General features: G+C 56.3%; 21 protein-coding genes. 7 read left to right on the top strand and 14 right to left on the bottom strand.

Going from position 1 to position 20,893, the window contains the following annotated elements:
* The first annotated feature begins 21 nt into the window (after positions 1-21).
* From AC0IM9_RS14820 to AC0IM9_RS14800, 5 genes are all read left to right on the top strand, one after another.
* Complete coding sequence (locus AC0IM9_RS14820) at positions 22-1,764, top strand: alpha/beta fold hydrolase (protein ID WP_482804535.1); 1,743 nt, start codon at positions 22-24, stop codon at positions 1,762-1,764.
* An 11-nt stretch (positions 1,765-1,775) separates the two neighbouring features.
* Positions 1,776-3,401 carry a hypothetical protein gene (locus AC0IM9_RS14815; protein WP_482804534.1) on the top strand — a complete coding sequence of 542 codons (1,626 nt, stop codon included), beginning with the start codon at positions 1,776-1,778 and terminating at the stop codon, positions 3,399-3,401.
* Positions 3,402-3,475: 74 nt separating this feature from the next.
* Positions 3,476-4,060 (top strand): MarR family winged helix-turn-helix transcriptional regulator, encoded by a 585-nt coding sequence (locus tag AC0IM9_RS14810; protein ID WP_482804533.1) that lies wholly within the window; start codon positions 3,476-3,478, stop codon positions 4,058-4,060.
* A 5-nt stretch (positions 4,061-4,065) separates the two neighbouring features.
* On the top strand, positions 4,066-4,317 hold the full coding sequence (gene ubiK, locus AC0IM9_RS14805) for a ubiquinone biosynthesis accessory factor UbiK (protein WP_140914118.1): 252 nt from the start codon (positions 4,066-4,068) through the stop codon (positions 4,315-4,317).
* A 3-nt stretch (positions 4,318-4,320) separates the two neighbouring features.
* Positions 4,321-5,829: a YifB family Mg chelatase-like AAA ATPase gene (locus tag AC0IM9_RS14800; RefSeq protein ID WP_445372212.1), complete on the top strand. Its 1,509-nt coding sequence runs from the start codon at positions 4,321-4,323 to the stop codon at positions 5,827-5,829.
* Between the two features lie 4 nt (positions 5,830-5,833).
* Here AC0IM9_RS14800 and AC0IM9_RS14795 read toward each other — a convergent pair whose 3' ends face one another.
* From AC0IM9_RS14795 to AC0IM9_RS14775, 5 genes are all read right to left on the bottom strand, one after another.
* A complete protein-coding gene (locus AC0IM9_RS14795) occupies positions 5,834-8,191 on the bottom strand; it encodes a xanthine dehydrogenase family protein molybdopterin-binding subunit (RefSeq protein ID WP_482804532.1) in 2,358 nt (785 codons plus the stop codon).
* On the bottom strand, positions 8,188-8,655 hold the full coding sequence (locus AC0IM9_RS14790; protein ID WP_482804531.1) for a (2Fe-2S)-binding protein: 468 nt from the start codon (positions 8,653-8,655) through the stop codon (positions 8,188-8,190). Before AC0IM9_RS14790 ends, AC0IM9_RS14795 begins: the two co-directional genes overlap by 4 nt.
* A gap of 102 nt (positions 8,656-8,757) precedes the next feature.
* Positions 8,758-9,552, bottom strand: a complete 795-nt coding sequence (locus AC0IM9_RS14785; protein WP_482804530.1) for an XdhC family protein — start codon at positions 9,550-9,552, stop codon at positions 8,758-8,760.
* Positions 9,553-9,560: 8 nt separating this feature from the next.
* On the bottom strand, positions 9,561-10,160 hold the full coding sequence (locus tag AC0IM9_RS14780) for a nucleotidyltransferase family protein (protein WP_482804529.1): 600 nt from the start codon (positions 10,158-10,160) through the stop codon (positions 9,561-9,563).
* Positions 10,161-10,324: 164 nt separating this feature from the next.
* Positions 10,325-10,927: a peroxiredoxin gene (locus tag AC0IM9_RS14775; protein ID WP_278209826.1), complete on the bottom strand. Its 603-nt coding sequence runs from the start codon at positions 10,925-10,927 to the stop codon at positions 10,325-10,327.
* A gap of 245 nt (positions 10,928-11,172) precedes the next feature.
* Between AC0IM9_RS14775 and AC0IM9_RS14770 the strand changes: the two genes are divergently transcribed.
* Positions 11,173-11,685: a hypothetical protein gene (locus tag AC0IM9_RS14770; protein ID WP_140914124.1), complete on the top strand. Its 513-nt coding sequence runs from the start codon at positions 11,173-11,175 to the stop codon at positions 11,683-11,685.
* Between the two features lie 19 nt (positions 11,686-11,704).
* Here the strand turns inward: AC0IM9_RS14770 and nadC are convergent, their stop codons facing one another.
* The gene (gene nadC, locus AC0IM9_RS14765; RefSeq protein WP_482804528.1) at positions 11,705-12,532 is read right to left on the bottom strand and encodes a carboxylating nicotinate-nucleotide diphosphorylase; all 828 of its coding nucleotides are present in this window, start codon (positions 12,530-12,532) and stop codon (positions 11,705-11,707) included.
* A 101-nt stretch (positions 12,533-12,633) separates the two neighbouring features.
* Here nadC and ampD point away from each other — a divergent pair, with 101 nt between their 5' ends.
* Positions 12,634-13,176, top strand: coding sequence for a 1,6-anhydro-N-acetylmuramyl-L-alanine amidase AmpD (ampD, locus tag AC0IM9_RS14760; RefSeq protein WP_482804527.1), 543 nt, complete (start codon positions 12,634-12,636; stop codon positions 13,174-13,176).
* A 28-nt stretch (positions 13,177-13,204) separates the two neighbouring features.
* Here ampD and AC0IM9_RS14755 read toward each other — a convergent pair whose 3' ends face one another.
* The 8 genes from AC0IM9_RS14755 to AC0IM9_RS14720 form a co-directional block, all read right to left on the bottom strand.
* Complete coding sequence (locus tag AC0IM9_RS14755) at positions 13,205-15,136, bottom strand: dynamin family protein (RefSeq protein WP_140914127.1); 1,932 nt, start codon at positions 15,134-15,136, stop codon at positions 13,205-13,207.
* Between the two features lie 102 nt (positions 15,137-15,238).
* Complete coding sequence (gene pyrE, locus AC0IM9_RS14750; protein WP_140914139.1) at positions 15,239-15,877, bottom strand: orotate phosphoribosyltransferase; 639 nt, start codon at positions 15,875-15,877, stop codon at positions 15,239-15,241.
* 157 nt (positions 15,878-16,034) lie between these two features.
* A complete protein-coding gene (gene hemW, locus AC0IM9_RS14745) occupies positions 16,035-17,165 on the bottom strand; it encodes a radical SAM family heme chaperone HemW (RefSeq protein ID WP_482804526.1) in 1,131 nt (376 codons plus the stop codon).
* Positions 17,166-17,176: 11 nt separating this feature from the next.
* The gene (locus tag AC0IM9_RS14740) at positions 17,177-17,617 is read right to left on the bottom strand and encodes a VOC family protein (RefSeq protein ID WP_140914129.1); all 441 of its coding nucleotides are present in this window, start codon (positions 17,615-17,617) and stop codon (positions 17,177-17,179) included.
* A gap of 71 nt (positions 17,618-17,688) precedes the next feature.
* The gene (locus tag AC0IM9_RS14735; RefSeq protein WP_278209831.1) at positions 17,689-18,777 is read right to left on the bottom strand and encodes a protein-glutamate methylesterase/protein-glutamine glutaminase; all 1,089 of its coding nucleotides are present in this window, start codon (positions 18,775-18,777) and stop codon (positions 17,689-17,691) included.
* Positions 18,778-18,789: 12 nt separating this feature from the next.
* Complete coding sequence (locus AC0IM9_RS14730; protein ID WP_482804525.1) at positions 18,790-19,281, bottom strand: chemotaxis protein CheD; 492 nt, start codon at positions 19,279-19,281, stop codon at positions 18,790-18,792.
* A gap of 13 nt (positions 19,282-19,294) precedes the next feature.
* Positions 19,295-20,134, bottom strand: a complete 840-nt coding sequence (locus AC0IM9_RS14725; RefSeq protein WP_140914130.1) for a CheR family methyltransferase — start codon at positions 20,132-20,134, stop codon at positions 19,295-19,297.
* 10 nt (positions 20,135-20,144) lie between these two features.
* Complete coding sequence (locus tag AC0IM9_RS14720; protein ID WP_140914131.1) at positions 20,145-20,705, bottom strand: chemotaxis protein CheW; 561 nt, start codon at positions 20,703-20,705, stop codon at positions 20,145-20,147.
* Positions 20,706-20,893: the final 188 nt, after the last annotated feature.

Below are 20,893 nucleotides of genomic sequence, written 5' to 3'. Positions count from 1 at the left end.
CCATCGCCAGAGGACACAGACATGACTGACTCCAACGCAAAAACTTCGTTCGAATTCACCGAAGAAATGAAAGGCTACCTCAGCCCCGGCCAAACTGCATTTCAAGACGGTTACGACCAAGGCAAGACCGACGGCCATTACTTCATGTTTCATCTGACCATCCAGAGCGATGATCTGGATACGTTTTTGGATAACGATCGCCACCAGGCCGCCGCCATCGGCTGGGTGGAAGGCGATCTGGTCGGCGGCCGTCGCACTGTCGACCAGGGTGTGTTCAACCTGTTCGTCGACAGCGCTGACGCCAACCGCAAACAAATGCTGTACCGGCTGTTTTTCACCGACAGCAACGGCCAAAAGCTGACGCTGAGCGGCGCCAAACAAATCCAGGACAATGTCGGGCCGGATCTGTGGGCCGACACCACGACCTTGTTCACCAACCTGTTCAAAGGCCACGTCGAAGCCGACCGGGAAGCCAAAGCCAAGGTTTACGCCACCGGTATCCTGCACATCGAGATCATGGACTTCGCCAAACAATTGACCACGATCCGCGCCAGCGGCGATACCTTAGCCGACCGGCTGCACGCCGTGGAACGCTTCGGCGGCTTTTTCCTCGGCGCCTTGTGGGAAGTCTATAAACCGGCGCTGACGCCGAAAATGGGCGCCTTCGTCCGCGAAATTCCGTTGTATACGCTAGAAGGCGTCAAGGATGCCGAAGTCTCGACCCACCCGTTCACCACCGCCGACCGACTGGGCTTGAGCCTGTTGCGCTTCAAGCGGGCGCCGAGCAACGACGTGGTGGTTCTGGTTCCGGGCCTGACTGCCGCCAGCGACATGTTCATCATGCCGGAACATTACAACCTGACCAGCTATCTGCTGGACCAGGGCTTTACCGACGTCTGGACCCTGGACGGCCGAATCAGCAACCGCTACTCGTACAACCTGCAACGCCACCGCTACAACGTCGACGATCTGGCCTTGTACGACATGCCGGCGGCGATCTCGACCGTACGCCAAGCCGTCGGTCCGGATGCGCGGATCCATGTGATCAGCCATTGCTTCGGTGCGTTGGCCTTCAGTATGAGCCTGTTCGGCAAAGCCGTCACCGGCATCCGCAGCCTGATCGCCAACGGCGTATCGCTGACGCCGTGCGTGCCGCTGCCGGCCAAGATCAAACTGTACTTGGGGCCGTTGGCCGCCGATTACATTTTGGGCGTGGATTATCTGAATCCGCATTGGCGGCGCGACCCCGGCTTCGGCGCCGGCAAATTGCTGGCGATGGCGATCTCGGCCTTCCACCACGAATGCGATTCGCCGGAATGCCACATGCTGAGCTTCATGTGGGGCTGGGGTTTTCCGGTGCTGTACAAACACGAGAATCTGCATGACGTCACCCACCGCCGCTGCGGCGACCTGTTCGGCGGCAGCTCAGTCAATTACTATCGCCACGTGTTGAAGATGGTCAACGCCGGCAATACCGCCGTCAAATATCAGCCCAACGAACCGCGCTACCGCAGCCTGCCGGACAATTATCTGGCCGACGCTGCCGATATTCAGACCCCGTGCCTGCTGGTCGCCGGCCAGGACAATGCCTTGTTCCGCGACTCCAACATCGTTTGCCACCAACGCCTGGAAAAAATTGTCCCGGGCCGCCACGAGTTGGCCGTGATCCCGGATTACGGCCATGCCGACGTCATCATGGGTAAGAACGCCGCCCAAGACGTGTTTCCGCGCTTCGTGGAATTTTTGAACAAACACCGGAATTGAGGCATACGACCATGGCAATCACTCAAGAAGATCTGCAACTGACGCTGGATACGCTGCAACCGGCAACGTCCGGTTCCGGCACGGCCTCGAACCGGCTCTGCGTCGTAATCAGCGACGTCCACTTCACCGACGGCACGGTCGGCACCCAAAGCGCCGAAGAAACAGTCTGGGCCGATTTTTTCTCCGACTTGGCCGACACCTGCGAAAACCAGCACATCGACCAATTGACGCTGATATTGGACGGCGATGTCGTGGATATGATCCGCACCTCGGTTTGGGCCAAAGCCGGAGTTTACCCGTGGCAACGCAGCAAGCCGGAATTCAAGGAATGCCTGCATAAGATCATGGACGGGATTCTGCTTCTGCACGACCGGCCACCGGCAAAAGGCGAGCATTCAGGCGGTTTTTTCTACCACCTGAAAGATCTTCCCAACCAATTGCTCGAGGCCCAAAAAACCAAACGCAAGCTCAATACCAGTGCCGATACCACGCCTACGACGGTGGAAGTGCTGGTATTGCTCGGCAACCACGACAAGGAAATATTCGCCGATCCCGATATTCTGAAGCGGTTTTACGAAGACTGTCTGGGCCAGCCGCTTGGCGAACTGACACCGGCATACCGGGCCTGGATCGGCAACATGTACTTCGGCGACCCCGATCGCTTTACCGCAGCCGACAGCGTGCCGTGGCTGCCGTTTTACTGGGGTGACACCGATTTGCGACTGTTCGTCACTCACGGCCAGTGGCGCGACCGGGCCAATTGTCTAGCCATCGCCGCCACCGACGGCCTGCCGGGTTGGAACACCCAGGACGGATGGGCAGCAAAAACCTGGCAAAAGCTGAATTACCGGCCGTTCACCGAAGCCTGTTTCGGCGATACCGTGGCGGCCGGCGTATTATCCACCTTTATCTGGCGCAGCAAGGATGAGCTGGAGAACGCATTCAAAACCTCCGACACAGCTCCGCCGGATCTGGCCCGCATCACCCGGATTTTGGACGAGTTGGACCTGTACCGACCCAGTTCGGCCGCAGTAAGCCGGATACTGCACGAAACCAGCCGTTCGTCGACCGACGCCAGGATTCGCGACATCATCGAAAACCAGCTGTTCCGCGCCTTGAAGGACTGGCTGAATTGGGACTATACCCTGGCCAGCGCTCCAAGCTCGCAACGCCTGGGTTTGACGCTGGCCAGATACTGGTTGAAATTCACCGAATCCTTCCTGATGTACCGCATTCAATTGCAGTTCGTGCGTGGCGTCCTGAAAGTGCTGGACTGGCTGGAACGAATCCGGCCTAGCTCGGTGTACAGCGAGGACGGCGCCAGTTTGAAAAACTTGCTGGCCTTTCCGACCTTTCAAGAAGCACTATTGCAACAGGGCTTCCAAATCCACGGCGAGGGGCATACCCATATCCCGCTGCAAGCCGAGGCCGACATCGACAGCCCGACCCGCAAGAACTTCACCTACGTCAATTTCGGCGCCTGGCGTGATCAAATCGTCGACAAAGAAAACGGTGGTTACCGCCGGCGCGGCATCGGCCGTTCGCTGTACGTGTTGAATCTGCAAAAACAGGCGGAATACCGTTATTTTGTCCGCGATAACCTCAACTGGAGCGACCAAATGGACAAACTCGACTAATGTAAGCCTGTTTATCCGACACAGACCGGCCGCAGTTCAAGGCTGCCCGGCCGGCCTGTGTTAGAATCGGGCCGATGCATGAATTAGAAACCTTCAAGCTGATCGAACGGATCAGCGCCATACTGCGTTCGGAAGAACGCCGAAAATACGCAACCATCGGCTTACAACCGGTCCACGGCCAGGTTCTGGAATATTTGGCCCGCTGCAACCGCTACAGCAATACGCATACGGCGGTTGCCGAATATCTGGGCCTGACCAAGGGCACCGTGTCACAGAGCATCCAAATCCTGGAACGCAAACAGTATTTGGAAAAGTCGGTCGACACGCTGGACGGCCGTATCTTCCATTTGAGCCTGACTGCCAGCGGCAAACGCCTGGTCGACGAATTGAAGCCGCTGGACATCTTCAAGCAAGCCGAATCGCGTATCAGCCGCCAGGAAGTAGACAGTGTGGGCGAGGCCTTGCAAAATGCGCTAGGCTTATTGCAAAAAGTCAACCAATCCAAAAGTTTCGGTTTATGCCGTTCCTGCCATTATTTCCGAGTGGAACAGCACCATTACCAGTGCGGCTTGACCGAGCAACCGCTAGACCGGGATGATACCGAGAAGATTTGCCGAGACCATTTACCGACACCCAACCCCTTTATTGACCACGAGTGATGACCATGTTCGATCCCAAAGCCATTGATAACTTAGCCGAGCGCATCGCCGGCGCCATTCCGCCCGGCCTGACCAACCTGAAGGACGATGTCGAAAAAAACGTCCACGCCTTGCTGCAAAGCGGCTTGGCAAAACTGGATCTGGTCAGCCGCGAAGAATTCGAAGTACAAAAGGCCGTGTTGGCGAAAACCCGCGCCCGCCTGGAAGAGCTGGAACAACGCATCGCCGAACTGGAACAGCGCCTGTCGCCAGAATAAGCGATGTCGCTGGCCGTGGTTTATAGCCGGGGCCGGTCCGGCATCGACGCGCCGTTGGTAACGGTGGAGGTCCACGTCAGCAACGGTTTGCCGGCGCTGAACATCGTCGGCTTGCCGGAAACCGCGGTGAAGGAAAGCAAGGATCGGGTACGCGGCGCGATCGTCAACTCGCATTTCGAATTTCCGATCCAACGCATCACGGTCAATCTGGCGCCGGCCGACCTGCCCAAAGAAGGCGGCCGCTTCGATTTGGCTATCGCCTTGGGGATTTTGGCCGCGTCCGGCCAGATCCCGAAGAATTCGTTGGCCGAATACGAGTGCATCGGCGAATTGTCGCTGGGTGGCGAGCTACGGCCGATACCCGGCGCCTTGCCAGTGGCGATTCATTGCCGCGACGCGCATAGGCAACTGATTCTGCCAGTTGGCTGCGTTGCCGAGGCGAGTTTAATCAAAGACGCCGGCTTATTGCCGGCCGCACATTTGCTGGAAGTTTGCGCGCATTTGAGCGGACACAAACCAATCGAACCGCCCGCCCCGAGCACAATCGGCACCGCCGCGGCCTTTGTAGTCGACTTCGCCGACGTTCACGGCCAGTACCACGTCAAACGGGCGTTGGAAATCGCGGCCAGCGGTCAACATAATCTGCTGATGCTCGGCCCGCCAGGCACCGGCAAATCGATGCTGGCAGCGCGGCTGCCGACCATTCTGCCGGAACTGACCGAACAACAAGCCCAGGAAACCGCCGCGCTCGCCTCGATCAGCGACCATGGTCTGGACATCGGCCGCTGGCGGCAACCGCCGTTTCGGGCACCGCATCATACCGCGTCGGCCGCAGCCCTGGTCGGCGGCGGCAGCAACCCCAAACCCGGTGAAATTTCGCTATCGCATAACGGCGCGCTGTTTTTGGACGAACTGCCCGAATTCGACCGCAAAGTGCTGGAAGTGTTGCGCGAGCCGCTGGAAACCGGCCATATCACGATATCCCGCGCCAATCGCCAAGCCGATTTTCCGGCCCGATTCCAACTAATTGCGGCGATGAACCCGTGCCCGTGCGGCTATCTGGGTGACGCTTCCGGCCGCTGCCGCTGCACCTCGGAGCAAGTTGCCCGCTACCGGGCGCGAGTCTCCGGGCCGTTGCTGGACCGGATCGACATGCACCTGGAAGTGCCGCGAGTCTCGCTGGAAATGTTGCGCAAAGGCGCGGCGGAAGGCGAGGAACGCAGCGAAACCATCCGCCGCCGGGTAGTCGCGGCCCGGCAAATCGCTGATGCCCGCAGCGGTAAACCCAACGCGGCACTGACGGCTGCCGAAGTCAAAGTCGTATGCAAACTGACGGACGCCGGCCACCAATTGCTGGAGCAGGCCATGGAGAAATTCGGCTTGTCGCATCGCGCCTACCATCGCATCCTGAAACTGGCCCGCACTATCGCCGACATGGCCGACGCAAAGACAATCGAAATCCCCCACCTCAGCGAAGCGATCGGCTACCGTAAACTGGACCGCAACCGCTAGCGCTTCAATCCTTCAACAATTGGTCGCGAATCGGTAACTGGCGGATGCGCTGGCCGGTGGCGGCGAAAATCGCATTGCACAAGGCCGGCGCGATCGGCGGCACGCCGGGTTCGCCGACGCCGCCGAGCGGCGCGTCGTATTCCGCCGACGGCAGCAAATGCACCCGAATTTCGCGCGGGGCATCGTCGATCCGGGTCAATTGGTAGGTATGAAAATTATCCTGCACTACCGCACCGTCCTTGAAGCTGATCTCGCCCAGCGTCGCCAAGCTGACGCCCATGATGCAAGCGCCCTCCAATTGCGAGCGAATCCGTTCCGGATTGACTTGCGGCCCGCAATCCACGGCGATATCGACCCGCGGAATGCTGAGTTTGCCGACGGCATCGACGGCAACGTCAGCCACCACCGCCACGTAGGTAACGAAGCTGTAATGCGCCGCCAGGCCCAAACCGCGGCCGGGCTGAGCCGGCCGGCCCCAACCGGCCTCGCGGCTTGCGGTTTCGATCACCCGCCGCAAACGACCGGTATCCAGCGGATACAAAACCGGTGATTCGCCCTGGTTCCACATGTCTTTCAGGTCGCGCGGATCGATCCGGCGATCCGGACCGAGCAGTTCCAGCAGAAAATCGCGGTGGTCGCGTCCGGCCGCGGCGGCCAGTTCGGCGACGAAGGATTGAATCGCGAACGCGCGCGGGATATTCGACACCGAACGAAACCAGCCGATCCGGGTATGGGCGGCAGCCGGCGGATTCTCGATCCGCAAATTCGGAATCGCGAACGGGTTATTGATAACGCCCATACCCAGTTCCACCGGCATCTGCTGTTTGCTGTCGGGACCGAAGGTCGACGAGATCGACGGCGCCGCGGTGCGGTGCAGCCAAGCCACCGGCTTGCCGGCGGCATCCAGGCCGGCCTCCAGCCGCTCCAGCGACACGGTATGGAAATAGGAATGGCGCAGATCGTCTTCGCGAGTCCAAGTCATCTTCACCGGCTTGCCGCGCATTGCCTTGGACAACAAAGCCGCTTCGATCACGTAGTCCGGTTTGGACTTGCGGCCGAATCCGCCGCCGAGCAGCGTGACGTGCACCGTGACTTTCGCCACCGGCAACTTCAACCATTTGGCGACGCGCTCGCGAGTCAGTTGCGGCGCTTGGGTGCAGGTCCAGACTTCGCAGGCGCCGTTGGCGATACGCACCGTCGCGGCCGGCGGCTCCATCGGCGCCTGCGCCAGATGCGGCGCGTAATATTCGGCTTCCAGGCGTTTGGCCGCATTTTGCAACGCTATATCCACGTCGCCCTCGTTCCGCACCACTTTGCCCGGCGCCCGCACCGCTGCCTCCAATTCGGCCTTGTAGGCGGCGGAATCGTAGCCGGCGTGCGGTCCGTGGTCCCATTCGATCTTCAAGGCCTTACGGCCCTGGATCGCCGCCCAGGTATTGCGCGCAATCACCGCAACGCCGCCCAGCGGATTGAAATCGGCCGGCAACGGACTGCTCGGCAACTCCACGACTTTAACCACGCCGGGGACTTTCAAGGCCGCGCTGGCGTCGTAGCTCACCACTTTACCGCCCAGCACCGGCGGCCGCGCGGCAACGGCATACAGCATATCTTTCAACTGAATATCGATACCGTATTGCGCCGCGCCGGACACAATGTCTCGACCGTCGTACAAACCTTGCTTGCCCTTGCCGATGTAACGAAACTGGTCGGCAGTTTTCAAGCGCAGACTATCGCGCGCCGGTACCGGCAACTTCGCGGCAGCCTTGGCCAATGCGCCGTAATCCAGGGTGCGGCCGGTCGGTATATGCAAAACGGCGTGGCGCTCGGCCCGCACTTCGCTGATCGTCACCCGCCAATGTCGGGCCGCTGCGGTTTCCAGCATCTGCCGAGCGGCGGCGCCAACCCGGCGCATCGGCTGAAAAAAGTGGCGGGTGCTGCGCGAGCCGTCGGTATCCTGGTTGCCGAAGCGCACCTCGTCGCCGGGCGCTTGCACCACCTTGACCCGCTCCCAATCGGCTTCCATTTCGTCGGCGACCACCATCGGCAGACTGGTGCGCACCCCCTGACCCATTTCCGAGCGGTGGCAGACGATGGTCACGGCGCCGTCGGCGGCAATCGCGACGAATACCAAAGGATTATCGACCCAGCCATGCGGCATCGCCTCGGCGCCGAACTTTTCGGCTTGCGCCGGTGCGGCGGTTTCGTCGGCTTGCAAAAGCTGCGGCACCCCGGCCGCCAACACCAAGCCGGTCAAGGCTAAATCCTTCAAAAACTCGCGGCGGCTGATGTTGGCAATTTCAAAGCCATCGATGTCGGCCGGGCTGACGCCGGAAGTCTCAAGATCCTGAGCCAAACGGTTCATGGCTGCACCTCCGCTTTAGCAGCGACCTGTTTGATCGCGGCCCTGATTCTAGGGTAGGTACCGCAACGGCAGATATTGCCGCTCATGGCTTTGTCGATGTCGGCATCGTCGGGCTGCGGCTTTTGCTTCAGCAATGCAGTCGCGGCCATGATCTGGCCCGATTGGCAATATCCGCATTGCGGCACGCACAGCTCAAGCCAGGTTTCTTGAACTTTTTTGCCGGTAGCGTCCTGACCGATGGCTTCGATCGTGACAATGGCTTTGCCCTCCGCTGCCGAAATCGGCGTTACACAGGCGCGGATCGGCTGGCCGTCCAGATGTACGGTACAGGCTCCGCACATAGCGATACCGCAACCGAACTTGGTGCCGGTCAAGCCCAATTCGTCGCGTAACAGCCACAATAACGGCGTATCGGGCGGCAAACGGGTTTTTCGGCTTTTGCCGTTGATGTTAAGTATGGTCATCTGGCACTCCCCTGGGTTCGTTGGACGCGGTAAGAATCGTAGCTACACCGGAATTGGCCGAGGATGTTACACGCCGGCTTGCGACCGGTAAAGGTCGGCGGATCAGGCCGGCGCTATGGCCCGACTCAGCGGCGAGCCGCTACCGCCGCGACGAATCGCGACCATTTCGCTGACGATGGACAAGGCAATCTCTTCCGGCGATTTCGCCGCCAAATCCAGGCCGGCCGGCGCTCTGACTGCGGCCAATGTAGCCTGGGAGAAGCCCTCGCCAGCCAGCCGATCCAGCACCAATTTCGCCCTTTTCCGGCTGGAAACCAGCGCGATGTAACAGGCTTGGGAATGCAACGCTTGGCTCAGCGCATCGTAATCGCCTTTGTGGTGGGTTGCGATCACAACGAAATCGCCAGAACCGGGCTGAAGTTGGCGGTAACGGACATCGTCATCGATCAGCCTGGTCGCAGCCGGGAAGCGGTCGGCGCAAGCTTGCGGGTCGTCGACGATCACGTCGAAGCCAAGCCGATGGGCAAATTCGCACACCGCCTCGACGATGCGGCCGTGGCCCAGCAACCAAAGCTGCGGCTTGGGCAGCACCGGCTCCACGTACACCCGCATCGCGCCGCCGCAAGGCATGCCGGCGCCGAATATTTCGTCGTTCAAATCGATATCGATCACGCACGGCTCTCCCGTTTTCAGACACTCCAACGCGGTGCGAGCCACCATGGACTGCGCGCAGCCACCGCCAACCCAACCGGCCAAGACCTTGCCGTCGTGATCCAACAACGCCTTCGCTGCCGGCTTTGCCGACGACGAACCCAGAATTTCGGTGACGGTGGCCAAAACGTAAGGCTGGCGTTGTTTACGCAACGAAAGTTGCAAGTCGAGTATGTCGGTAATCACGCGGTTTTTTATAGTTGGATAAGATCGGTCGGCGTATCGATATCGCGCAGAATACCGGGATCGGCGACTTCGACCAATTGCAATTGCGCCCGGTAGCGCTCGATTACGCTCTTCGCCCCGTTATCGCCGTGCAAAGCGAGCAAATCGGCGGCCAAATGCCGGGCAAATCCGACCGGATGGCCGCGCCGGCCTTGTCGGCAGGGAGCAGCGATTGCAGCGCCGTTTCGCAACGCATCCGCTACCGAAGCAACGGTTTGCGGCGCAATCCACGGCATGTCCGCTAACGCGACCAGCCAGGCATCGGCATCGGTGCTGGCCGCAACCCCGCAAGCCAAACTTGCGCCCATGCCGCTATCGGCTTCTGCGCAGACCACAACCCGAGCTCCAGCTGCTTTCAGCGCCTCGGCGACAACATCGGCCCCTGGACGCACCACGGCTAACACCCGATCCACGGCTTGACCTAAATTACGACACGCTTGCTCGGCAACGGCTGAGCCGTTGGGAAGGGTATAACTGAGTTTATCGCCGCCGAAGCGTCGGCTCGCTCCCGCCGCCAGTAGTATTCCGGTAATTTGCGCCATCCGCCGTTTAAGGTCGAGTCGAATCACATGCCATTCGCGGCACCTTAGCATTGGTCAGACAGGCAAGCAATAAGTCGGCTGGCTTCAACTTTTGTTTGTAGGGTTGGTTTGCCACCGCTGCAAATTTTGCGAGGCAAAAAAAAGGCGTATCGCCGAAACGATACGCCCTGCTTTTCAATGCCGGCTAACGCTTACAGTTTGTCAGCATTTTTGCTCAGATATTCAGCCACACCCGCTGGGTTGGCATTCATACCGGCGTCGCCTTTGTTCCAACCGGCCGGGCAGACTTCGCCGTGCTCTTCGTGGAATTGCAGCGCGTCGACCATGCGCAGCATCTCGTCGAAATTACGGCCCAGCGGCAGATCGTTAACCACTTGGTGACGTACTACGCCGGCCTTGTCGATCAGGAAGCTACCGCGATAAGCCACGCCGATGGCGGATTCGACATCGTAGTCTTGTGCGATCGTATGTTTCAGGTCGGCCGCCAGGGTATAACGGACCGGGCCGATACCGCCTTGGTTGACCGGAGTGTTACGCCAGGCGTTGTGGGTGAAATGCGAATCGATGGAAACGCCGATGACTTCGACGCCGCGGCTTTTGAATTCGTCGATACGGTGATCCAAAGCGATCAATTCGCTAGGGCAAACGAAAGTGAAGTCCAGCGGATAGAAGAAAAGTACCGCATACTTGCCACGAGTTGCTTCAGAAAAGCTGAAAGAATCAACAATTTGGCCATCGCCCAACACCGCAGGAACTGTAAAATCAGGGGCTTGCTTACCTACTAAAACGCTCATCGAATTTCTCCATATTTATTTATAAAACAGAAGGTTAAGACCTTTTTTCCGCCTCTGCGAGAAGGCTGAACCCTATTCTACACTAAAATAGTTGGTAATCGGCCAATAATCCCATCAAATTCCGCTTGCAAGACAGTAAATTTCGCGCTAACGTGTAATCCACGGCTTACATAAATAACAGACGGTCTGCGTACATTGTTATTCACCATTATGCGGGCTGTTGTCAAACACCTGGTTTACAACGTATGGCAAAAGTAAAACACATCACTGAACCCGACGCATTCGGCTTTCAAGTCCGCATCGTCCGCCGCGGCAAAGAGAGCAGCCGTTATTTTTCTCACAAATTGTGGGGCAGCAAAACCAAGTCACTGAAGGCCGCCATCACTTGGCGCGACCAGATGCTGGTGGTGCTGAAAGGCAGTAAGACCCGTTTCTTGAAACCGCCGAAAAATAAAACAACCACCGGCGTGACCGGCGTTTCCAGAACAATCAAATTCGACCATCGGAAGGACAAAAGCTATCTTTGTTACACGGTGTTCTGGGTCAAAGACAGCAAATCCCGCAACAAAACCTTCCAGGTAGGCAATGTCGAAACGGTCACTGCAGACGACGAATTGCATGCCTTCAGAACCGCTCGCCTGTTCCGTAGCTGCTACGAACACGCCATCGACCACGATGCGCAATTCGACGACAGCAAATTCGCCAACTGGAAAAAATTGCGGCTCTACGAAAACGAGATGCTGAACGCGGTCAACTGACCAAACTTGCGAGATCGGATCAGCCGATGCGCATGTCGATGCGCATCGATAAATCCACCGCTTTGATATTTTTGGTCAGTGCGCCGATCGAAATAAAATCGACTCCGGTCTCAGCGACACTACGGATATTTTGCAGCGTGATATTGCCGGAAGCTTCCAATTCGACTTGGCCTTGATTGCGACTGACCGCCGCCACCAGTTCTGCCACGCTAAAGTTGTCCAGCATGACCCTATCAGGCCTTGCCGCCAAAGCCTGCTCAAGCTCGTCCAGATTTTCCACCTCAACCTCTACCGGCACGCTTGCCTGACTCCTGGCTTCACGCACCGCTTTCGCTATGGACCCGGCGGCCAAAATGTGGTTTTCCTTGATCAAAATGGCGTCGAACAAGCCGATCCGGTGATTGAAACAACCGCCGCACTGCACCGCGTATTTTTGCGCCAGCCGCAAGCCAGGCAAGGTTTTGCGCGTATCCAACACTTTACAGCCGGTGCCGGCCACCGCATTGGCATACTCGCGGGCGACGCTGGCTGTGGCGGACAGGGTTTGCAGTAAATTCAGCGCAGTACGTTCTCCAGTCAACAGAGCTCTCGCCGGACCGCTCAGGCGGCAAAGTACCGTGTCGGCGGCCACCCAATCGCCGTCGCTAACCACCCATTCGATCATCAACTGCGGGCTAAGCCGTTCGAACACGGCATCGAACCAAGCGCTACCGCATAACACCATGTTCTCGCGAGTGACAACTGTCGCGCTGGCTGGTATCGCTTCGGGAATGATATTGGCGGTCAAATCGCCATCACCGATATCTTCGGCTAAAAAGCGGTCAATTTCTGCGGGATCAGGTTGCATGCCGTATCGAATTGTCTGAAACAAAAGCGACATTATAAACAAAGCCGTGACCGAGGTTCGGCCTGGCGCTGTACAATGCCGCGATTGCCTGAGCGAGATCGATGAAAATTCAAGACCATTACCTGGACCAAGCCCACCAAGTCCCATCGCCGAACTGCGACGACAGGCCTGATGCGCAAGACATCTCGCTACTGGTCATTCATTGCATCAGCTTGCCGCCGGAACAATTCGGCGGCCCCTATATCGATCAATTGTTCTGCAACCAGCTGGACCCCGACAGCGATCCTTATTTCCAGGCAATTTACCAACTGCAGGTGTCCGCTCACTTGCTGATCCGTCGCGACGGCAGCATCCGGCAATATGTACCCTTCAACCGCCGCGCCTGGCATGCCGGAGTTTCGAATTATCAAGGCCGCGAACGGTGTAACGATTTCTCTATCGGTATCGAGCTGGAAGGTTCGGTAACCCAACCTTACACCGACGCGCAGTACATACAATTAGCCAAAGCAGTCAAAACCTTAATGGCAACCTACCCTGGCTTATCGGCGCAAAGAATTGCCGGCCACAGCGACATTGCCCCGCTACGCAAGGCCGACCCCGGCCCATTGTTCGACTGGCAACGTTTTTACGATTTACTTAACTGACGCAATAGCCGAGTCGCTGCCGAAACAGCTAGTCGGAGGGCGGCGCCAAATGCACCGATTTCATGATGTCCAGCAATTCCTGATACTGGGTTTGTAACGGCCCCAACTCGGCTTCCAATTGGGCGATACTTTCCGCCAAACCGCCTTTGGATTCGTTAATTTTGCGCAGCATGATCAACCGACTTTCGATCTGCTTTTTGTGGTCTTTGATCTGGTGCATCAACGGCGACAATACGCTGTTGCTCCAGGTTACGGCGTCGCGTTGCGCCTGCTGCAATATGTTGCGGGCTTTGGCGATCAGCGTGCTGTAAAGCTTGTTTACCACGACGCTCTGCTCAGTCATCGTCGTTCGGGCGCTATTGCGAAACGCCTCGCCTTCCTCGAAAATCTGCTCCAATTCAAATTGATGCTGTTTGATCGAAAACAGCTGCGGCTCGATTTCCTTGAAACCGTATTCGTCCTGGAATTTCTTGTGAATTGCCTTGATCAGGCGCCGGGTCTCCTCGGTTAAATCCACCGAATCCTGCAATAAGTCGCGCAACTCGTCGAACAACTTGCGCATGTTCTGTTTCATGCCGTAGGTAGTCAGGCTTTTGCTCATATCCTCTTTGGTACGGCGAATGATCTCGTCGATTTTCTCTTTTGCGAACGAATCGATCAGCATTTTCGCCTGAACGGCAAACACTTTGCGACTGGCCTGAAAGTTCTCGATATTCGCCATATAAGTGTTTTGCCGATCGCGGGTTTCCGCCATCAACTTGCCGGTCAACTCCTGATTTTCGAAATCGACCTGCTTGAATTCTTCCAACTGCTTCTGGGCGTGATTGATCTTGGCATCCATCAGCTTCACCGATTCGCTGATCAAGAAACCGATCTCTTTGTCCACAACACCTTTCAGGATATCGCGACGCTGATTCAAAATGTCTTCGGAAAGGTAGTTCTCCAATTGCCGCAGCCGGCTTTTTTCCAACAAGGCTTCGTCGCCTTTGACTTTTGCCAGCAATGCCTGCTTGGCGGACACCGGGAAAATCACGTCTTTTTCCAGGTTTAGAATCGTCGCCGAGGTTTCGATCTGCTTCTGGATCGCGGCTTCGTAACCGGTTTCTCCGGCCAAGTCGTCCCACATCGAATCGATTTTATTCATCACCACCGCCAAGCCCTGGCGACGGTTACCGCGGGAACTGCAAACGTGGCTCTTCCACATTTCCAAATCGCTTTTGGTCACGCCGGTATCGGCCGCCAACACGAAAACGATGGCCTGGGCGCTGGGCAACATGCTCAGGGTCAACTCCGGCTCGGTACCCAATGCGTTCAGGCCCGGGGTATCCAGAATACACAATCCCTCCTTCAGCAGCGGATGCGGAAAGCTGATCATCGCGTGACGCCAGCACGGGACTTCCACGGCTTCCGGGTTGATGATGCCCTGTTCGGCGGCTTCGCGTTCGTTCCAGAGCCCGAGTTTGTCGGCCATATCCTTGGACACTTTTTTCGTCGCAATCAACTCGCGGAAGGCTTCCTGCATCTGGGTTGGCGAGTCGCAATTCAAATCGATTTGGGTCCACCGATCCGGGTTACGCTTATAGTCCATCAGCGAAATGTCTTCCAAACGGCTTTCAATATTCAACAACCGGATGTAACTGCCGCCTTTCTCGTCCCAAAACAATTCGGTGGGCGACATCGTCGTGCGTCCCGGCGAGGACGGTAACAGACGTACGCCGGTTTCGGCGAAGAACAGCGAGTTGATCAATTCGGTTTTGCCGCGGGAAAACTCGGCGACGAACGCCAGCGTCACACGGTCGTTATGCAAGCCCTGTAAAATATTCAGCAACGTATCGGTGCTTTGCGGGTCGTTAAACCGATACCGATTGCGCCAGTCGCGATACATCTCGATGCCTTGAATCAGTTGTTCACGCCAATGCGTGTATTCGTGCAACTGTTCTTTAAATTCCAGAGTTCTCATTGCTCGCCTTTGTGCTGACTGTACTCGATGTAAGGGCTAATAATAACGGCTAAGTGTAGACCAATAATCCACAAGCATTTCGCCGGTAACTCGCGTCGCGGCTCAAATTCCGTATTGCTGGCGGTAAGCGCGAATCACCGGCAATTTCCCGGCAAATGCCGGCTCTTGATTAATAAACTCGATGATGTCCGCCAAACCGATAATTGCCAGCACCGGAATATCGAATTGAGCCGAGACTTCCTGCACTGCCGACAACTCGTTCTGGCCTTTTTCCTGGCGATCCAACGCGATAACCACGCCGGCCACGGTGGCGCCGGCCGCACGAATAATGTCTACCGATTCCCGCACCGAAGTCCCGGCGGTAATCACGTCGTCCAGAATCCAGACCTTGCCTTGCAGTGGTGCACCGACCAGGGTGCCGCCCTCGCCATGGTCTTTGGCTTCTTTGCGGTTAAAGGCAAACGGAATATCCGCTTTTAACCGGGAATAAGCGATCGACGTCGTGCTGACCAACGGGATGCCCTTATACGCCGGGCCGTACAGCACATCGACTTCGACCCCGGCGTTAATCAAGGTTTGCGCGTAAAATTGGCCCAACTTATCAAGTTGGGCGCCGGTATTGAATAAACCGGTATTAAAAAAATAAGGGCTGATCCGCCCCGACTTTAATTGAAATTCGCCGAATTTCAGTACACCGCACGCCAAAGCGTACTGAATAAACTGTTTCTGGTAATCGAGCATGGTAGGAATATTACGAGTTAATGGCATTGTTGCCCGGGTCTTGAATCCCGTTCGGGCTGAGCATGTCAAGCTAGAACCGCCTTGGACTTCGAGATACTCAGCCCGAACGGGATACTAGTAACAAAAAATCCGGGTGAACAATTATAACCGCGCCCCTCTAATCGATAAATTTTTCTAGGACCAAATCCAACAGATCCCAGCCTCGCTCGGTACAGGCGTAGTGGTTTTCTTGTCGACTCAAAAGGCCTTGCTGCAGACATAGCGACAATCCAGGCTGTAAGCTGACTGCCGTTAATCCGGTGGCTGCGCGAAAGTGCGCCAAATCGAAACCGGCTTTCAAGCGCAATTGATTCATCAAGAACTCCAGTGGCAATTGGCCGACCGCTATCGGCTCCGCGATTGCCGTCCAATCGCGGCGCAAATACTGCTCCGGACTCCTTGGTTTGACGGTACGTACGATATCGTCCGGCAAACGGCGACTGATTTTGCCGTGGGCGCCGGCGCCAATCCCCAAGTAATCGCCGAATTGCCAATAGTTTTTATTGTGGCGGGATTGCCGTCCAACCTGGGCGTAAGCCGAAACTTCGTACTGTTGAAAACCGTGATCTGCTAATAAGCTCTGGCAACGCTTCTGCGCGGCGAATATTTCGTCGCCGTCCGGCAATTGTGGCGGAAATTTGTGGAAGTAGGTATTGGGCTCCAACGTCAACTGATAAAACGAAATATGCGTCGGCGCCAGATTGATCGCGGTTTGCACATCAGCCAGCATCTGGTCTGGACTTTGTTCCGGCAAACCGAACATCAGATCCAGATTGAAATTGTCGAACCCTGCCTGAATCGCAATCTCCGATGCCGCCATGGCTTCCGCGGAGGAGTGCACCCTTCCCAGAACTTGCAAGTGATGGTCAGAAAAAGTTTGGATGCCCACAGATAAGCGGTTGATGCCCAAAGCGCGGAATTCGGCAAATTTGGCACTCTCGAAGGTTCCCGGATTGGCTTCGAGCGTGATCTCGCAATCGGCGGTCAGCCCTGCCAGCTGTCTTATCCCGGCGAACAAGCGGTTGAGCGCGTCCGGCGAAAACAAGCTGGGTGTACCTCCGCCCATAAAAATACTTGCGATTTCGCGCGGCGTTGCCAGCAAATTCAAATCCGCTTGCAAGTCGGCCAGCAAGGCATCGACGTAAAGCTGTTCAGGGATTGGTTGTTTGACGGCGTGGGAATTGAAGTCGCAATAAGGGCATTTGCGGATGCACCACGGAAAATGAATGTACAGACCTAAGGGTAGCAAAGGTGTATGCCTTACCAAACCCCGGTATTCGCCATAGAGACCCAGGGCTCTTGCGGGGGCAAAGCGGCGCCTTTTTGCAGCAACTCGATGGAAATCTGGTCCGGCGAGCGAATGAAGGCCATAAAGCCATCCCGCGGCGGGCGGTTGATGGTGACACCTTGATCCGCCAGCTTTTGGCAGCTTGCGTAGATGTCGTCGACTTCGAACGCCAGATGGCCGAAATTGCGGCCGCCGGTGTAATCCTCAGCATCCCAGTTATAGGTCAATTCCAACAGTGGAGCACCGTTCGCGCCGCCGCGTTCCCGATCTAACGGCGCAGCCAAATACACTAAAGTAAACCGGCCTGACTCGTTATCCAGCCGCCGAATTTCCGTCAAACCCAGCTTATTGCAATAAAAATCCAGCGATTCGGCAAGGTCTCGCACCCTCACCATAGTGTGTAAATAACGCATGCTTACGATCCCGGCAATAAAACGGCAATTATGACCGAGACGGAAACGAAATTTGTATTTTTTGAACGGATTTACTTGCCGTATTGCTCGATCAGGCCGGCGATCGCTTGCAACGGCACTTCTTGCTGCACAGCGCCCAACTTCACCGCTTCTCTGGGCATGCCGTAGACCACGCAGGTTTTTTCATCCTGGCCTGCTGTGCGGGCTCCGGCCGAGTGCATTTCTTTCAAACCCCGCGCGCCGTCGTCCCCCATACCGGTCATAATGATTCCAAACGCATTTTTACCGGCCCATTTCGCTACCGAACGAAACAACACATCCACCGACGGCCGATGCCGATTGACCAACGGCCCGTCCTGGACTTCGACCACGTATTGGGCACCACTACGCAAGATCGACATATGTTTGCCGCCCGGTGCAATCAAGGCCCGCCCCGGTATTACCCGGTCGCCGCTGACGGCTTCTTTGACTTCAATTTCGCAAATACTGTTAAGTCGGGCGGCAAAGGCGCCGGTAAACTTCTCCGGCATATGCTGTACGATCACAATTCCCGGCGCGATCCGGGACAACTGAGTCAAAACCACTTCCAAAGCCTGGGTTCCGCCGGTCGACGTGCCGATTGCAACCAGTCGGTCGGTAGTGGCAGCCATCGCCGAGGCATGCCCGACGCCTCCCGTTCCGGTTGCGGCCGAGTCCATGGTTTTCACCGGCTTCGCGTGAGAGGCCATCGTCATCGCTTTCATGCGCCGCATATCGGTCATTGCCGCTGCTTTCACGGCGTGAACAATATCGCCGCAGTCGTCCTCCAAAAACGACTTCAAGCCGGCTTTCGGTTTGGTCACGATACCGGTAGCGCCTGCAGACAGCGCTTGCATCGTCGTCTCGGCACCTTTTTCAGTCAACGTCGAGCAAATTACCACCGGCGTCGGCCTAACCGACATAATCTTCTTCAGGAAGGTAATACCGTCCATTCGCGGCATTTCCACATCCAGCACAACCACATCAGGCCAGTCCTGATTCATTTTTGCCATCGCAAAAATCGGGTCGGATACCGAACCGATGACATCGATATCGGCCGACTTACTTAGAATTTGCGTCAACACTTGGCGCACAACCGCCGAATCGTCGACGATCAGCACTCTGATTTTCTTCTCGCTCATATTCTCACTCGCTCAAGCCCCTTTCGAAACGTGCTTCATCCAGACATGGCCGCTCCACAAATCGAAAATCACATTGCGGTGACCAGTTCCGCCCAAGTGCTCCGCTTTGATCTTAAAGCCATGATGTGCCAGCAATTCCCTAGCGGCTATCACATTGTTATCGGAAACGCTGAGCCGGTTAGGCTTGGCTTGTCCGGGGAACTGGTCCCCTCCGCCGAACACTTTTACTTCGTAATCCTTTGGCGAAGTTTTGGACTTCCGCAACTCCTGCATAAACATCAATACCGCTTCATCTGCATAACGCCCGTCCAACTCGTTGGACCGTTGCTGGCGCCGGCTTCCCGGCAACATAAAATGGCACATGCCGCCGATATGCAATGCGGGATGCCACAATGTGATTGCAACGCAAGAACCCAGAACCGTGCGAATTCTGGTCTCCCTGTCGCCGAAATACAGTTCCCCCGGTTGTAAAAAAATCTCCAGAAAAAATTCCGGCTTGCTCATGCCTCTCCTAAAATCAAGCTTCTACCGGCTTGCGGTAGATGGATGGCGTCACTATCTGCAAATCGGTTTTCATCCCGTTCAACGATTCGGAGTGGCTGACATAAAAGTAACCACCCGGCAGCAAATATTTAGTAATTCGCTCAAGCAAACGTTGTTTGGTTTCCATATCGAAGTAAATCATGACATTACGTAGAAAAATCACGTCGAACATCTCCATCTTGGGCAAGTTCCCAATCAAATTGGCATAGATAAATTTGACATGCTTGCGCAAAGCCGGATCGATCAAAAAATATCCGTCGAACTCGCCGGTACCTTTCAAACAATATTTTTTAAGTAACGATGGCGGAATCTTTTCCGAACCGTGAGTCGGGTACAAACCTCGCCTGGCCTTCTCCAAAATCCGGTTGGAAATGTCGGTCCCGACGATTTCCCATGGCCCTAGCCGGGCATGATCGGCCAACAACATCGCCAAGGTGTAAGCTTCCTCACCGCTCGAGCTGGCCGCACTCCAGACTCTGAACGTCCTGCTAGGCGAATGATTCGGCAGAATATGCTGAGTCAAATATTCGAAATGTTTGGGCTCACGAAAAAAATATGTTTCGTTCGTGGTCAACAAATCGATCGCCATCGTCGTTTCGTTTTCGAATCCGGGCCGGCCGAACAAACGAAAATATTCGGTATAGCTGGTCAAGCCATGATGGCGTAGGCGTTTTTCCAAACGCCCAACCACCATCGCCTGCTTATTGTCGTTGAGCACGATTCCCGCGCGCTTGTATAAAAAATCCTTGATCCAGACAAACTCATGTTGTTGCAAGACAGGAGCCGACCCGGATTGATGACTAATGGCCGCCATTGCGTCCTCCCTAATCGGCTATTCCTTCCTGAGCAAACCCGGAAACCGTCTGCCCCAGCGCGGCCATTTCATCCACCGATAGCACTTTGTTAACGTTCAACAAAATTACGAAACTGCTATCGCACTTTGCCATGCCGTTAATGAAATCCGGCCGGATACCGGCGCCGAAACTTGGCGGTGGCTCGATATCCTGATTACCGATATCCACCACCTCGTTGACCGCGTCGACGATGATGCCGATATCCTGGCTATGCTCGTCTTCCTGGTCGCTCGTTGCCGTCTCGACGATCACAATACCGGTACGCTTGGCAATTTGAGTTGCACCTTTGCCGAATCGGGCCAACAAGTCGATTACCGGCACCACGCTACCGCGCAGATTGATCACGCCGCGCACAAAAGACGGCATCATCGGTACTTCGGTCAGTTGGCCGTAATCGATAATTTCCTTGATATTCAAAATCCCCAGCGCATAAACCTCGCCGCCAAGGACAAATGTCAAATACTGGCCTGCAGTAGCTACGGACTCTACTGCCACCGGCAGTTGGCTTGATGTTGTCGCGATTGCACCCATGCCGACCTCCTAGAAACGTTCGAACTGGCTGAGGTCGAATTCGGCTTCGCCTTCGTCGTGGGACGCAGGACTCGAGACCGGCTTGACCTTTGCCACCCGCCGCGAGGCTTTCGCGCTGCTGCGCGACCCGCTGCTGTTGCCGTGGCCGATTTTGAAGAAGGCCATCAGCGTTTGCAGTTGTTCCGACT

It is taken from the genome of Methylomonas sp. Uni0011 (assembly GCF_056850255.1).
Note: the sequence above shows the minus strand (reverse complement) of the source record. Positions and strands in the feature narration are given on the sequence as shown.

Bases quoted from the DNA above. Each gene is read 5' to 3' on its own strand.
- AC0IM9_RS14720 (WP_140914131.1), bottom strand. From the start codon at position 20,705: ATGGGTGCAATCGCGACAACATCAAGCCAACTGCCGGTGGCAGTAGAG.
- pyrE (WP_140914139.1), bottom strand. From the start codon at position 15,877: ATGCTCGATTACCAGAAACAGTTTATTCAGTACGCTTTGGCGTGCGGT.
- AC0IM9_RS14815 (WP_482804534.1), top strand. From the start codon at position 1,776: ATGGCAATCACTCAAGAAGATCTGCAACTGACGCTGGATACGCTGCAA.
- AC0IM9_RS14730 (WP_482804525.1), bottom strand. From the start codon at position 19,281: ATGAGCAAGCCGGAATTTTTTCTGGAGATTTTTTTACAACCGGGGGAA.
- ubiK (WP_140914118.1), top strand. From the start codon at position 4,066: ATGTTCGATCCCAAAGCCATTGATAACTTAGCCGAGCGCATCGCCGGC.
- AC0IM9_RS14725 (WP_140914130.1), bottom strand. From the start codon at position 20,134: ATGGCGGCCATTAGTCATCAATCCGGGTCGGCTCCTGTCTTGCAACAA.
- AC0IM9_RS14740 (WP_140914129.1), bottom strand. From the start codon at position 17,617: ATGCGTTATTTACACACTATGGTGAGGGTGCGAGACCTTGCCGAATCG.
- AC0IM9_RS14800 (WP_445372212.1), top strand. From the start codon at position 4,321: ATGTCGCTGGCCGTGGTTTATAGCCGGGGCCGGTCCGGCATCGACGCG.
- AC0IM9_RS14810 (WP_482804533.1), top strand. From the start codon at position 3,476: ATGCATGAATTAGAAACCTTCAAGCTGATCGAACGGATCAGCGCCATA.
- ampD (WP_482804527.1), top strand. From the start codon at position 12,634: ATGAAAATTCAAGACCATTACCTGGACCAAGCCCACCAAGTCCCATCG.
- AC0IM9_RS14820 (WP_482804535.1), top strand. From the start codon at position 22: ATGACTGACTCCAACGCAAAAACTTCGTTCGAATTCACCGAAGAAATG.
- AC0IM9_RS14790 (WP_482804531.1), bottom strand. From the start codon at position 8,655: ATGACCATACTTAACATCAACGGCAAAAGCCGAAAAACCCGTTTGCCG.
- AC0IM9_RS14795 (WP_482804532.1), bottom strand. From the start codon at position 8,191: ATGAACCGTTTGGCTCAGGATCTTGAGACTTCCGGCGTCAGCCCGGCC.
- nadC (WP_482804528.1), bottom strand. From the start codon at position 12,532: ATGCAACCTGATCCCGCAGAAATTGACCGCTTTTTAGCCGAAGATATC.
- AC0IM9_RS14735 (WP_278209831.1), bottom strand. From the start codon at position 18,777: ATGAGCGAGAAGAAAATCAGAGTGCTGATCGTCGACGATTCGGCGGTT.
- AC0IM9_RS14775 (WP_278209826.1), bottom strand. From the start codon at position 10,927: ATGAGCGTTTTAGTAGGTAAGCAAGCCCCTGATTTTACAGTTCCTGCG.
- AC0IM9_RS14755 (WP_140914127.1), bottom strand. From the start codon at position 15,136: ATGAGAACTCTGGAATTTAAAGAACAGTTGCACGAATACACGCATTGG.
- AC0IM9_RS14770 (WP_140914124.1), top strand. From the start codon at position 11,173: ATGGCAAAAGTAAAACACATCACTGAACCCGACGCATTCGGCTTTCAA.